Raw genomic sequence first — 13115 nt, forward strand, 5'->3', positions numbered from 1 at the left:
GCGGGATCGACATCTGCCACGAGACGGTGCGGCTGTGGTGGAACCGGTTCGGCCCGCTGTTTGCTGCCGATATCCGGCGGCAGCGGGTGAACCGGATGCGCGGCTTTCGTCAGTGGCGCTGGCACCTCGACGAGATGTACGTGAAGCTGAACGGAGAGATGGTCTACCTCTGGCGGGCGGTGGACCACGAGGGCGAGGTGCTGGAGAGCTATGTTACTCGAAAACGCGATAAATCCGCGGCTCTGGCGTTCATGAAGAAGACGCTGAAGCGGCACGGCAAGCCCGAGGCAATCGTCACCGACGGGCTGCGCTCCTATCCGGCTGCCATGCGGGAACTGGACAATATCGACCGCCGCGAGATGGGCCGCTGGCTCAACAATCGGGCCGAGAATTCACACTTGCCTTTCCGACGACGAGAGCGGGCATTGCTGCGATTTCGGCAGATGAAGTCACTGCAGAAATTCGCCTCCGTCCATTCCTCCTTCCACAATCACTTCAATTCGGAACGCCACCTCGTCGATCGTCAGACCTACAAGCTTCGCCGCTCGGCCGCATTGGCCGAGTGGCAGTCGCTCGTGAGCTGAAGCCTCGTGTTTCCTGCACAACCTGCGTCAATTGGAGACTTGTAGCGATTGGACTGACAGCACCCTCGAGGGCGAAGAGGTGCCGTACTATCACCGCGGCGAACTCGTCGCCACGCACCGCAAGCGCAACCCGCAGCTGATCGTGGCGCTGCTCAACATGCGCAATCGCATGGGCGCGCCGATGCTCGGCCGCTACGGCGCGGCGGCCGAGTTCTGGACCGAGGATTGGGACCGGATGCTGCAGCGGGTCGAGACGGGCTCGGTCGGCTGGGAAGACGAACAGCGCACGCTGGTGGTGGACTAGCGGGCCAGGCTCGAACCGCCCGGCGGCGAGACGCAGGCCGACCGGATCGTCGCCCGCAACCTGCCCGACGATCGGCCCAGGCGCCGCTGATTTTTTCCGGCCGCGCCATGTGAGACCCTGCAAGTCAAAGCATAACCCGATGGAAATACGACATTTTTTCCAACTTCGACAGGGTCACAGGTGAGAACTTCGAGACCCTGCATAGCCCGCCACGCGCCGGATCACGTAGGTCTCGTCGTCGAACCATAGCGCGCCGTGTTCGCGAAGCACGTCGCGGGTTGCGTCGAGGTAGGCCGAACCGGTCATCGCCTCGGCCAGCCTGTCGTCCTCGATCTGCGCGACATAGGTCGCGGCGTTCCACGCGGCGAGCAGGGTCGAGGTGCCGATGAGGGTGTCGTTGCTGTCGATCTCGTCGGGCAGCGTGTGCATGGAATAGCGCAGGCGCGATTCCTCGTCGGGCAGCGGCTCGAAGGCGAACCGGGCGGCCTCGTCGCCGAGCGCCGCCTCGGTCGCGGCGAGGAGTTCGTGGCGCGAGGTGGTGAACGGGTCGGCTTCGGGCCAGACCTCGCGCACGATCTCCAGTCCCGGGTCGCCGCCGGCGGAGTGGACCCCAAGCATTCGCCCGCCCGGCCCGAGCGCGCGGGCCAGCGGGGCGAGCACCCGTCCGGCCTTGAACTTGACGTCGGCGGCAAGGCGGAACGGCTGGCTCGCGAGCACCAGGTCGAAGTCGGCGCGCGGGCTTCCGGGACGCGGGATCACCGCGTCGAGGATGTAGCGGCAGTCGTGGCGGTAGAGCACGATCACGGTCGGCGTTTCGGGCAGCAGCACGCCCGTCTTCTCGCTGACCCGCGTCCTCCAGTTGACGGCAAGAAACGGCTGCAGGTCGTTGATCTGCTGTTCGAATTCGGCGGCGGTCGATCCGGTGAGCGCAACCTCCTTCCACACCACCGGCGGCTGCGCACCGTCCTTGCGGTGCACCAGCCATGGGGCATCGGCGTAAGGCAGGTTGGTCAGCGCGAGGACCGTTTCGGGATGCTCGAAGAAGCGGTCGGGCATCTTGTCGAGCGTCAGCCGGATGTCCTCGAGGCTGATTTCCTTGGCCGCAATGTAGAACGGCAGGCGGTCGAACTTGCGATGCATCGAACGCAGCACGCGCGCCAGCACGGTTCCGTCGCCGACCCCGGCATCGAAGAACCGCAAGGCCGGCGGGCGCGGGACCAGCTTGTCGAGTTCCTTTGCCAGGCGCTGCGCCACCTCCCACTTCTCCGAGCAGGTGTTGACGAACATCAGGTACTTCTGGCGGTTGTCGTAGAAGCGGAAATTGGATTTCACTCAGGCTTCTCCCCCCGGAATGCCCCGTCTTTCATGGCGCGGGACCGCAATCGGCCGGAAGGCGCATACTTCCAGTCCACGGGGCCCTTCGTCCAGCAGGAACTGTCCGCGACTTGCTGCCCCGGAATGGCCCGTGTCCGCGACAGGCAGCGGCAATCTCAGGCATTACCCCGATATCGCGGCCCTTCCCCCCGCCTAGAATCGGCGCGTTTCAGGACGATTGAGGCGACGAAAGGATCAGGGAAATGCACACCTACCTCAAGGGCTTGGCGGGCTGCGTGTTGGCGGTTGCGGCCTCGCCCGCGCTGGCGTCGGAAGGCGGCACCAGCTTCTACCTGCTCGGATCGGGCGGGCCCGGGGCGGCGGTGGCGCCTCCGGTCGAAGGGATCTTCATCGACAACACCGTCTATATTTACGACGGCAGCGCCAAGGTCTCGAAGGAATTCGTCGTCGGCGGCCAGATCGTCGCCGGACTCGATGCCACGGTCGTAGCCGACTTCCCGACCGTGCTTTTCGTTCCATCGACCGACTTCGCGGGCGGGGTGTTGCAGCTCGGAGCCACCTTTCCCGTCGGCCATCCCAATATCGACGCCTCGGTGGTGCTCACCGGCCCGGGAGGCGGGGTGCGTCAGTTTGACGCGTTCGACAACGCCACGGTGATCGGCGATCCGGTGGCGACGGTCCAGGTCAGCTGGCCCCTTGCCGACAACCTTTTCATTCAGCCGACCGTGCAAGTGAACATCCCGGTGGGCAATTACCGCGAGGACCAACTCGCCAACCTCGCCTTCAACCGCTGGATTTACGACGGATCGGTCGCGATGTCGCTCCACGACATGGAATCCGGTTGGGACGTGAGCGGCAAGGTCGGCGTCACCTTCAACGGCACAAACGACTACACCCAATACAAATCCGGCGACGAATTCCACGCCGAAGCCGCGATCGAGAAGGCCTTCTCGCCCAGCTTCTCGCTCGGCGTGCAGGGCTACTATTTCGACCAGTTGAGCGGCGACAGCGGCCCCGGGGCCAGGCTCGGGCCGTTCAAGGGCAAGACGGTCGCGGGAGGCCTGACGGCGGCCTTCAACTTCCTGTCGGGCAAGACGCCGGTCACCGCGCGGTTCAGGGCGTTCAAGGAATTCGACGTGCGCAACCGGCTGAAGGGCAGCGCGTTCTTCTTCTCGCTGACCTTCCCGATCAAGATGAACCTGCCCCCCGAAGCGGGCTGATCGGGCCCTAGCGCGAGCGCATGTCCCGGCTCTCGTCGGGGATTCGCACCTCCAGCCCCTCGAGCTCCTCGCCGAGGACGATCTGGCACGACAGGCGGCTGGTGCGGGTGACGTGGGCGGCGAGGTCGAGCATGTCCTCCTCCTCCTCGCTCGCTTCCGGCAACCGGTCGAACCAATCGGGCGCGACGATCACGTGGCAGGTCGAGCAGGCCATCTGCCCCTCGCAAGTTCCCTCGAGCGGCATGCCGGCCGCCTGCCCGCATTCGAGCAGGCTCAGGCCCGCTTCGCCTTCCGCTTCGACCGGAGAGCCGTCGCGGTCGATGAAGCGAACCTTGACCATCAGCCCTGCGGGTCCGCCGCTTCGAGGATTATGCCGATGCCCTGCTCCAGTTCGTCCATCGTCGTGTAGCGGCCGAAGCCGATGCGGATCGAGGCTCGCGACTGCTCGACCGAGAGGCCGATCGCGCCAAGCACGCGGCTCGGCTTCTTCGCCTCGCTGGCGCAGGCCGACCCGGCCGAGAAGCACACTTCGCGAGCATCGGACATCAGGCGAGCCACGTCGAGCCCATCGCGCCGGATGTTGAGGTTGCCCTTGTAGCGGTGCGTGGCGCTGCCGTTGAGCGTCCACCCGGCGAGCATCTCGCGCGCCCGATCCCACAGCGCATCGATGTGCGCCTCGTCCTCGTCCATGGTGTCGAGCGAGAGCTTTACCGCGGCGCCCAGTCCGGCGCAGAGCGCGGGGCTGAGCGTGCCCGAGCGGATGCCCGCTTCCTGCCCGCCGCCGGTGATGACCGGGTCCAGCTCGATGCCGTCGCGGATCCACAGCGCGCCGACGCCCTTGGGGCCGTAAAGCTTGTGGCCGGTGACGGCGATCAGGTCGGCCTCGGCGATGGCCATCTTTCCCGCCGACTGGACCGCGTCGCAGACGACAAGTGCGCCAACAGCGCGGGCCCGTTCGGCGAGGTCGGAAACCGGCTGGATCGTGCCGATCTCGTTGTTGACCTGCATGACCGCCAGCACCCCGAGGTCCTCGGGCAGCGCGACCTGCGGATCGACCAGCCCGTCGGCGTCAACGGCCAATACCGCAGCCTGCGGATCGAGCGCTTTCGCGGTGTTCAGGACAGCGGAATGCTCGATTGCACTGATCGCGATGCGCTTGTCCCCGCGCGCCCGGTCGCTGCCGCGCAGGGCAATGTTGAGCGCCTCGGTGGCGCTGCCGGTGAAGACGACGGTGCCGCCTTCGGGAAACAATGCGGCGACCTGCTCGCGGGCGATATCGACCGCGGCTTCGGCCTGGCGTCCGATGCGGTGCGAGGAATGGGGATTGCCGTAGCCGGTGGTCTCCGGACCTCCGAGCCACGGCAGCATGGCTTCGAGCGCTTCGGGCGCGAGCGGAGTTGTGGCCTGGTTATCGAGATAGATCATGCGAACCCGTGAATCGTATTTTTCATGCGGCCCCTTCGGCGGCCTCGCGCGCCATCGCAAGCCAAGTCTCGCAGAACCTCTCGACTTCTGCACGGCTCGTCGACCAGCCGAAGCTGACCCGGATCGTCCGGCCGGCAAGATCGTCGCCGAGGCCAAGAGCCTTGAGCACATGGCTGGTCTTCATTGTGCCGGAAGAACAGGCGCTGCCCTGCGAAACGTCGATCCCGGCCATGTCGAAACGCATGACCTGCGCGGTGCCGGTCATGTTGGGCATGGCGAGCGCGCGAATGTAGGGCGTCGGGTCCGACAGCCGGTCAGAAAGCCAGTCGCCGCCAATCGCCCGAACCTCGGCGGCAAAGGCATCGAGTGGTTCGAGCACACCGGGATCGATGTAGGGATCGTTGCAGGCCTCGAGCGCCGCCGCCATGCCAAGGATGTCGGGCAGGTTCTCGGTGCCCCGGCGATAGCCGCGCTCCTGCCCGCCCGTCGCGAAGAGCAACCCGTATTCGCGCACCAACAGCGCGCCCACGCCGATCGGCCCGCCGAACTTGTGCGCCGAAACGATCGCCATGTCGGCCTCTCTCGGGAGCGCAAACTTGCCCGCACCTTGCGCACAATCGACCAGCAGCATGGCGTTCTTGCCTGCCAGTCCGGCCGATACCGCGGCAAGGTCCTGCCGGTTGCCGGTTTCGGAATTGACCTGCTGGACTGCGACGAGCGTCGGCTGGTCATCGAGCGCTACCGGCAGCAGCCTGGTATCGACCGCGCCATCGGACCGCACGGGCAAGTCGAAATCGAGCGTGCCCTCGCCGCGCCGCACCGCATCGTGCTCGACGGTGCTGGCGCAAAGCCGCTCCACCTGCGAGCAGCCGAGACCGATCAGAGCCGCCCCGGTGGCTCCACCGGTGAAGATGACTTCGCCCTCCCAGCCGAGCGTCGCTTTGACCCGTTCGCGGGCGTCCTCGAGCGCGGCGCGGGCCTTGCGCCCCTCGGCGTGCGGGCTGCTTGGATTGGCCCAGATGTCGAAACCGCGCAGCATTGCTTCGCGCGCTTCAGGGCGCAGGGGCGTGGTCGCGGCGTGGTCGAGGTAGATGCGGGTCATGTTGGAATTGCGATTTCAGGCGTAAACCCTATATAGCCCCCCACTTCCGGCGCGCCACCCGCGCCGCGTCAAACACAAATACAAGAGCTCGCACCATGCCGTCCGTCATCTTTCCCGGCCCTGAAGGCCGTCTCGAAGGCCGTTTTTCTCCCCCGCCGCGCCCGCGCGCGCCGGTGGCAATGATCCTGCATCCGCATTCGCAGGGCGGCGGAACGATGAACGACCGCATCGTGCAGCGGCTCTACAAGACTTTCGTCGATCGCGGCTTCGCCACGCTGCGCTTCAACTTCCGCGGCGTCGGCCGTAGCCAGGGCAGCTTCGATAACGGCATCGGCGAATTGAGCGACGCCGCCGCGGCGCTCGACTGGGTGCAGTCGATCCACCAGGAAGCGCAGACCACATGGGTCGCCGGCGTCAGCTTCGGCGCGCTGATCGGCATGCAGTTGCTGATGCGCCGCCCGGAAATCCGCGGCTTCATCTCGATCGCCCCGCCGGCCAACATGTACGACTTCAGCTTCCTCGCCCCCTGCCCCGCTTCGGGCATCTTCGTCCAGGGCGTGGCCGACACCGTGGTGCAGCCGAGCGCTGTGCAGAAGCTGGTCGACAAGCTGCGCACGCAGAAGCACATCACGATCCACCACGACGAGATTCCGCGCGCCAATCACTTCTTCGAGAATGAGCAGGAAGAACTGATGCGGTCGGTCGACAACTACCTCGACTTCCGTCTCGATCCGGATTGCCCGATCCGCTGACGCGGGTCGGCGCAACCTCTCAAATCCCCGCCTGATGGCCGCCCGAACGGGCGGAAGGGAACCCTCTTGCCTTCTTGCGCATTGAATGAGATGTTACATTATCACATTGAGTCGAGAGACTCGGCTCATGGGAGAAAGGAGAGGTTCCCATGTCCTATCTCAACCAAGCGCAGGACCCGCGGCGGCGGGCTACCGCAATAGGCATTGCTATCGCCGTCAACGGACTCATCGGATACGTGCTGGCATCGGGGTTGGTGGTCGATGCCTTCACCAAGATTACCCAGCCCACTGAGGCGACGTTCATCGAAGACAAAAAGCCGCCGCCTCCGCCGCCCGACGATCCGCAACCCGAAACGGCATCCAAGCCCGAAAAGCTGGTTGCGCCCGCGCCGCCGCTCGACCTGACCGGCACGATAAGGGTCGACGTTAAGGAATTCGACCCGATCGCAATCCCCCCGCCGACGCTGGTCAAGGTGCCGGAGGTCCAGCCCCCGGTCGGCCCGCGCTTCACTCCGAAACGCGCCGCACCGCGCAACGACCCGGCGCGCTGGGTGCTGAACGAGGATTATCCCTCGCGCCCGATCCGCGAAGAGGCGGAAGGTGTCGCCGGCTTCCGCCTGGTGATCGGCAGCGACGGCAAGGTCGATGCCTGCGAGATCACCTCGAGCAGCGGCAACGCCGAACTCGATGCGGCAACCTGCAAGTATGTGACCCGACGCGCTCGCTTCGATGCGGCGACAGACGGCAACGGCGACAAGGTCGTCGGAAGCTATTCCAGCACGGTGCGCTGGATCTTGCCCCGCCGATAAGGCCTCCCCCGGTTTGAGCCTATTCCGGGGACACTTCGGCGCGGTCCATCGGGGCCGCGCCGTTTTTGTCGGGCACCGTCCACAGGGCCACGTTGGCCAGCATGATCACCGCGAGCAGCGCCATCAGCCAGACTTGCTTGACCGCCCCCTCGCGCCGCCACTGGAACCAGGCTCCACCCAGAAGGGCGAAAGCGGCAAGCACAACGACCGAAAAGATCACATCCATGTCGCATCGATAGGGCATTGCGGATTCGGGTGGAACCCCGGCCGCCGCCGGCTGTTCGTTCCATGCCCCCAGCAGGAGAGCCCCCATGAGCATTTTCGGAAAGATCAAGAACGCCATCTTCGGCCACAAGGAGGAGGCGAAGCCGGCCACGACTTCGGCCATCCCGATGAACAAGCCGGCGCAGCTGCAACCGATCACCGAGGTCGACGTCGAGAAGAAGCTCGATTCCATGCCGGGCGCCGACAAGCTCAACTGGCGGACCTCGATCGTCGACCTGATGAAGCTGATTGACGTCGATGCGAGTTACGAATCGCGCAAGGAACTGGCGGTGGAGATGGGCCGGAACGATTACTCCGGCAGCGTCGAGGACAACATCTGGCTGCACCGCCGCGTAATGCAGGACCTGGCCAAGAACGGTGGCAAGGTACCGGCCGAATACGTCGACTAAGCCGGGGTAATCCTCGCGCTTGGCAACCTTCCCGCGCTATGCGCGGGAAGGTTGCCAAGGTCTACGTTACGGTAGACCCCGAGTACGAATTCGGGTTCGCCGCGCGCCACGGGACCGATGTGCCCGCGCGCTAGAAGAACTTTGCGCGCTCGATCCAGTGCCGCACGCCGGCGGGCGACGCAGGCATCTTCTACCAGATGGACGTGTTCGAGCGGTACGGATTGCGCGCGGTGTTCTTCGTCGATCCCATGCCGGCACTGGTCTGGGGTACCGGGGCGGTGGCGCAGGTGGTCGAACCGATCCTGGTGCGCGGGCATGACGTGCAACTGCAAATGCACACCGAATGGCTCGCGCTCGCGGGAAGCGCCAATCCGCTCGGCGGCAAGACCGGACGCAACCTCAAGGACTTCACGCGCAGCGAGCAGGAAGTCCTGCTCGACTATGCCCGCGAAGCGCTGATAGCGGCCGGCACCCCGCGCCCCGTGGCATTTCGCACCGGCAATTACGGTGCCAACGACGACACACTGCGCGCCCTCACGCGGCTCGGCTTCGCTAATAGCTCGAACCACACACCGGGCATCGCCGGGTCGGACTGCGATATCGGCGTTGGCCCCGAAGACCGCCGCCCGATCCGCCGCCTTGGCGTCACCGAGATCCCCGTCGGCTGTATCCAGGTGCCCAGCGGGCTGCGCCACGCGCAACTGACCGCGCTGTCGTACAGCGAACTGACCGGCGCGGTGAGCCACGCCCGCCAGCATGGCATCGACAGTTCACCATCGTCTCGCACAGCTTCGAGCTGATGTGCCGCGGACGCCGCCGCATCAACCGCATCGTGCGCCGCCGCTTCGAGCAGTTCTGCGCCGCGCTGGCGGACATGCCGGGCGTCGAGACGGCAACCTATGCCGGGAATCGCGTCGTGGCCCGCAAGGCCGCACAGCAACCCCGGCAGGTCTTGCCGTCGAACCCGGTCAGGAGCGGAGCGCGCGTCGTCGAGCAGGCTGTCGCCAACGCGCTCTACGGCTCGGGCTGATCAGCTCTCCGGCGCGACGCAGGTGAAGCTGCTGGCCAGCGACGTGTCGCCCTCCCCATCGTACTTCGCGTAGAGAGGATAGGCACAGAGCGGTCGCGACAGCGGATCGCGCGGCGGCGATGGCGGCGCACCGGGGAAGCCGGCGACAACGGTCGGCCTGGTCGCCTCGATCCGGTTCGGAGCAGCGCCGGTGGTCGCCCAGTCGTCGATCGTGCCGAGCGTGTCGAACTGGCTCGCGCCCTCGCCGCCCGAGCAGTGATCCATGCCCGGCACGATGAAGTAGCGCAGCTGGTCCTGCGCCTGCTGCAGCGGGATGTTGCGATAGAGCATGCTGTAGAACAGCAGCGAGTTCTTGGCCGGGATGAGCCCGTCGTTCCAGCCGTGGCTGAGCAGCAGCTTGCCCCCCCGCGCGAAGAAGGCATCGAGACCGTCGGGCGGCACGTCGAGGATGTCGCGGCCGTAGGTTATCCCGGCCTGGCGGTCGCGGGCATAGTCGAAGGTCTTCCAGTCCCAGCCCTTGTTGTCGCCGAACACGAGCATCGAATAGTAGGTCAGCGCGACCGGGAAGGGTGCCGGGCCCTGCGTCAGCGCGGCAAGCTGCATCTCGCTGCCGTAGGTGAAGCCGCCGAGCACGACGTTGCCGTTGGCGTCGCGGATGCCGTCATAGATCGCCCGCATGGTGTCGACCTGCACCGGCGTCAGGCAGCTGTCGCTGTCCGCGCCGGTGCATTGCAGGGTTGCCGGTTCGAAGGTGCAGGCGGTCGGGCGGGAAATGATGCCGTCCTCGAGCCCGTCGAGCTTGTCGCACTGTTTGAGGACCGCCGAGTGGACCGTCGCCAGCTTGGCCGGGCTGAGCTTCGCGCCGGGCATGCGGTTGGGCTGGTACCCGACCCACATCGACTGGGTCATCAGTTCGGTCATCGGGTTGGCCGGGGCCATCGCGGAAATGGCGTCGAAGTCGGCCGGGAAGCGATAGGCTTCCATCAGCCCCTGGCGCCCGCCGGTCGAGCAGGAATCCCAGTACGACAGTTTTGGGCCCGAGCCATAGAGGGCGTTCACCGCCGCCTTGCCGGTGACGACCGCCTCATGCACCGCGCGGTAGCCGAAATCGACGAGCTTTTCGGGATGACCGACCGCCCAGTCGGCGGAAATGCCGCTGCCGGTGTGGCCGGTGTCGGTCGCAGCGACGGCATAGCCGCGGCCGAGCGGACCGCCCATCTGGAAGTAGCTGATCGATCCGGCCCAGACGCCGTTGCCGATGGTGACGAACTTGCCGTTCCAGCCGCTTGCGGGCAGCCAGACCTCGACCTTGATGTCGCTGTCCGGCGTCGGCGTCATCGTCGCCTGAACGCGGCAGAACGCGGGCAGGTTGGCGAAACCCGAGGCCTGCACTCCGGGGGCCGGCCCGCCCGCGGCCTGGGGAAGGGAAAACTTGCCCGCCTCGACCAGCGTGGCGGAGGTGACCTTGCCGTCGGTCAGCTTGAGGCTGGCTAGGTCGTCGCAGTCGGCCGCCGCGGCGGGCGCCGCCAATGCCATGGCCAGCGCCGCCGACGCCACTCCCCCTGCCCGCAACGCGAGCCTGCCGAACTTGCCCATTTCCCTGTTCCCCTCGTTGCTTGTTTTCGTTTGCTCAGGACTTGCCGAACAGCCTTTCGGCAATGTCGTCGAACGGATTGCCGTCATGGTCGGCGTCGAGCATCTGCGCGAACTCGGCCAGCGAGCCTTCGCCGCCGATGTGCCCGACGATCTGGTTGAGCACGCCCGCATCGAGTCCGGTCTTGGCCGCAGCCGCCGTCACGGTATCCTCGGGCTTATGGTGCGCCTCGACCAGCGCGGCGATGGCCTTTTCGGCTTCGCGCGGATTGATGCCGATCTTGTCGGCCATGTTCTTCAAGGTGGGATGATCGTGGGCGAAGCCCAGAACCTGGTCGAAAAGACTCATCGCGCATTCTCCTGAACTTCCCGTCCTGGCGAACATATTGAACCGAATGCGGGCAAAGAAAAACCCCTCCCGCCGGGGCGGAAGGGGTCTTTCTTGTAAGATTTTGTCGCCGCGAGGGCTCAGGCGTGCTGCGGAGCCGCGTCGCGCACGCCCTGGTCGACGTGGGCCGCGAACTGCTCGAAGTTGTCGACGAAGAGCTGGACAAGCTTCTGCGCGGTCCTGTCGTATTCGTCCTGGTCGGCCCAGGCCGCGCGCGGATCGAGCAGCTTCGTGTCGACGCCCGGCACTTCGACCGGCACTTCGAAGCCGAAGTTCGGGTCCTTGCGGAACGCGGCGTTGTTGAGGCTGCCGTCGAGCGCGGCGTTGAGCAGCGCGCGGGTCGCCTTGATCGGCATGCGCTTGATGCCCGGGTCGCTCGCCTTGCCGCCCGACCAGCCGGTGTTGACCAGCCAGCACTCGGCCCCGCCCTCGGCAATGCGCTTCTTGAGCAAGTTGCCATAGACGCTCGGGTGGCGCGGCATGAAGGCGGCGCCGAAGCAGGTGCTGAAGGTCGCGGTCGGCTCGGTGACGCCAATCTCGGTGCCGGCGACCTTGGCGGTGTAGCCCGACAGGAAGTGGTACATCGCTTGGTCCGGGGTGAGCCGCGCGATCGGAGGCAGCACGCCGAAAGCGTCGGCGGTCAGGAAGATGATGTTCGACGGCGGCGGGCCGAGGTTCTTCTCGCTGGTGTTGGGGATGAACTCGATCGGATAGGCGCCGCGGGTGTTCTCGGTCTTGCTCGCGTCGGTGAAGTCGAGCTCGCGCGTATCCGGATCCATCGTCACGTTCTCGAGGATCGTGCCGAACATCTTGGTCGTCGCGTAGATCTCCGGCTCGCCTTCGGCCGAGAGGTTGATCATCTTGGCGTAGCAGCCGCCTTCGAAGTTGAAGACCGCCTGGTCCGACCAGCCATGCTCGTCGTCGCCGATCAGCGTACGGCTGGCGTCGGCCGAAAGCGTGGTCTTGCCGGTGCCCGAGAGGCCGAAGAAGATCGCGCTCTTGCCGTCGGCGCCGATGTTGGCCGAGCAGTGCATCGGCATCACGCCCTGCGCCGGAAGCAGGAAGTTGAGCAGGCCGAAAACGCCCTTCTTCATCTCGCCCGAATACTCGGTGTTGCCGATCAGGATCAGCTTCTCGGTCAGGTTGACCGCAATCACCGTGTCGCTGCGGCAGCCGTGGCGCTCGGGGTCGGCCTTGAAGCTGGGCAGGTTGATGATGGTGTATTCGGGAGCGAAGCTCGTCAGCTCGTCCTTGGTCGGGCGAACCAGCAGGGTGCGGATGAACAGGTTGTGCCAGGCCATCTGGTTGATGACGCGCACATTGACGCGGTATTCCGGCTGGCTGCCGCCGAACAGGTCGGCGACGTAGAGTTCGTCCTGGCCCTTCAATTCGGCGAGGAAATCGGCCTTCAGGTTGGCCCAGTGCTCGACTGACATCGGCTGGTTGATCGCGCCCCAGTTGATCGTGTCTTCGGTCACGGCATCGCGAACGACGAACTTGTCCTTCACGCTGCGTCCGGTGAACTTGCCGGTATCGACGAGCAGGGCGCCGTCCTTGGTCAGCCGTCCCTCGCTCCGCTTGAGCGCGTGCTCGATCAGGGCCGCCGTGCCGAGATTGGCATGGATCGTTGCCCCGGTGGGAAATCCCTGGGCCGAAAGCTGTTCAGAAAACGTAAGCGGCAAAGCTAAGCTCCCAATATTCGATTTGACCGAAATCGGCCGGTGCACGCTGATTTTTCGCGTGCGCATAGTGGCGAAGATATGTTGCGTCAATTTGTGCAACCATACTCTGTATTGGCAGTCAAAATTGTGAACGTTCGCATATCGAAAGAGTACCGATTTGAGGCACGATTGTTGTGTCTCGCAGCGCAAGCAGTTAGGCCGTTGCCCACAAGGATTA

The 13115-nt window shown here is 65.5% G+C and carries 16 protein-coding genes; 8 read left to right on the forward strand and 8 right to left on the reverse strand.

Translation table 11 applies throughout. The features are described 5' to 3' along the window. Positions 1 to 584 (forward strand): IS6 family transposase (locus tag GRI89_RS11600; RefSeq protein ID WP_159791433.1); only part of this gene is annotated, 584 nt, incomplete at its 5' end. A gap of 79 nt (positions 585 to 663) precedes the next feature. Beyond that, positions 664 to 888 carry a hypothetical protein gene (locus GRI89_RS11605; RefSeq protein WP_159795581.1) on the forward strand — a complete coding sequence of 75 codons (225 nt, stop codon included), beginning with the start codon at positions 664 to 666 and terminating at the stop codon, positions 886 to 888. A 174-nt stretch (positions 889 to 1062) separates the two neighbouring features. On the opposite strand, the gene GRI89_RS11610 is transcribed toward GRI89_RS11605, so the two are convergent. Further along, positions 1063 to 2220, reverse strand: coding sequence for a hypothetical protein (locus tag GRI89_RS11610; RefSeq protein ID WP_159795584.1), 1158 nt, complete (start codon positions 2218 to 2220; stop codon positions 1063 to 1065). A gap of 245 nt (positions 2221 to 2465) precedes the next feature. On the opposite strand from GRI89_RS11610, the gene GRI89_RS11615 reads away from it, so the two are divergent. After that, on the forward strand, positions 2466 to 3443 hold the full coding sequence (locus tag GRI89_RS11615) for a SphA family protein (RefSeq protein WP_159795587.1): 978 nt from the start codon (positions 2466 to 2468) through the stop codon (positions 3441 to 3443). Positions 3444 to 3450: 7 nt separating this feature from the next. Here the strand turns inward: GRI89_RS11615 and GRI89_RS11620 are convergent, their stop codons facing one another. The 3 genes from GRI89_RS11620 to GRI89_RS11630 are packed head-to-tail and all read right to left on the reverse strand — an operon-like array spanning position 3451 to position 5970. Further along, positions 3451 to 3783, reverse strand: a complete 333-nt coding sequence (locus GRI89_RS11620; RefSeq protein WP_159795590.1) for a 2Fe-2S iron-sulfur cluster-binding protein — start codon at positions 3781 to 3783, stop codon at positions 3451 to 3453. Continuing rightward, entirely contained in the window at positions 3783 to 4868 is a 1086-nt protein-coding gene (locus GRI89_RS11625; protein ID WP_159795593.1) for a cysteine desulfurase family protein, read from the reverse strand. Before GRI89_RS11625 ends, GRI89_RS11620 begins: the two co-directional genes overlap by 1 nt. Positions 4869 to 4890: 22 nt before the next feature. Continuing rightward, on the reverse strand, positions 4891 to 5970 hold the full coding sequence (locus GRI89_RS11630) for a cysteine desulfurase family protein (RefSeq protein ID WP_159795596.1): 1080 nt from the start codon (positions 5968 to 5970) through the stop codon (positions 4891 to 4893). A 95-nt stretch (positions 5971 to 6065) separates the two neighbouring features. On the opposite strand from GRI89_RS11630, the gene GRI89_RS11635 reads away from it, so the two are divergent. Next, positions 6066 to 6722 (forward strand): alpha/beta hydrolase, encoded by a 657-nt coding sequence (locus GRI89_RS11635; RefSeq protein ID WP_159795599.1) that lies wholly within the window; start codon positions 6066 to 6068, stop codon positions 6720 to 6722. A gap of 149 nt (positions 6723 to 6871) precedes the next feature. Beyond that, positions 6872 to 7531, forward strand: a complete 660-nt coding sequence (locus GRI89_RS11640) for an energy transducer TonB (RefSeq protein ID WP_159795601.1) — start codon at positions 6872 to 6874, stop codon at positions 7529 to 7531. Positions 7532 to 7550: 19 nt separating this feature from the next. Here the strand turns inward: GRI89_RS11640 and GRI89_RS11645 are convergent, their stop codons facing one another. Next, positions 7551 to 7850 (reverse strand): hypothetical protein, encoded by a 300-nt coding sequence (locus GRI89_RS11645; protein WP_235913298.1) that lies wholly within the window; start codon positions 7848 to 7850, stop codon positions 7551 to 7553. On the opposite strand from GRI89_RS11645, the gene GRI89_RS11650 reads away from it, so the two are divergent. From GRI89_RS11650 to GRI89_RS11660, 3 genes are all read left to right on the forward strand, one after another. Further along, entirely contained in the window at positions 7843 to 8205 is a 363-nt protein-coding gene (locus GRI89_RS11650; protein WP_159795604.1) for a DUF3597 domain-containing protein, read from the forward strand. The two genes, GRI89_RS11645 and GRI89_RS11650, sit on opposite strands and share 8 nt — an antisense overlap. Before the next feature lie 197 nt (positions 8206 to 8402). Continuing rightward, a complete protein-coding gene (locus tag GRI89_RS11655) occupies positions 8403 to 9005 on the forward strand; it encodes a polysaccharide deacetylase family protein (RefSeq protein WP_159795607.1) in 603 nt (200 codons plus the stop codon). After that, entirely contained in the window at positions 9005 to 9235 is a 231-nt protein-coding gene (locus GRI89_RS11660) for a hypothetical protein (RefSeq protein ID WP_159795610.1), read from the forward strand. The genes GRI89_RS11655 and GRI89_RS11660 overlap by 1 nt, the downstream gene beginning before the upstream one ends. Here GRI89_RS11660 and GRI89_RS11665 read toward each other — a convergent pair whose 3' ends face one another. From GRI89_RS11665 to GRI89_RS11675, 3 genes are all read right to left on the reverse strand, one after another. Beyond that, positions 9236 to 10831 (reverse strand): tannase/feruloyl esterase family alpha/beta hydrolase, encoded by a 1596-nt coding sequence (locus GRI89_RS11665; protein WP_159795613.1) that lies wholly within the window; start codon positions 10829 to 10831, stop codon positions 9236 to 9238. Between the two features lie 34 nt (positions 10832 to 10865). Next, a complete protein-coding gene (locus GRI89_RS11670) occupies positions 10866 to 11177 on the reverse strand; it encodes a hypothetical protein (protein ID WP_159795616.1) in 312 nt (103 codons plus the stop codon). A gap of 119 nt (positions 11178 to 11296) precedes the next feature. Next, positions 11297 to 12898 (reverse strand): phosphoenolpyruvate carboxykinase, encoded by a 1602-nt coding sequence (locus GRI89_RS11675; protein WP_407924979.1) that lies wholly within the window; start codon positions 12896 to 12898, stop codon positions 11297 to 11299. Positions 12899 to 13115: the final 217 nt, after the last annotated feature.

This window comes from Croceibacterium salegens (genome assembly GCF_009827435.1).
Classification (GTDB): domain Bacteria; phylum Pseudomonadota; class Alphaproteobacteria; order Sphingomonadales; family Sphingomonadaceae; genus Croceibacterium_B; species Croceibacterium_B salegens.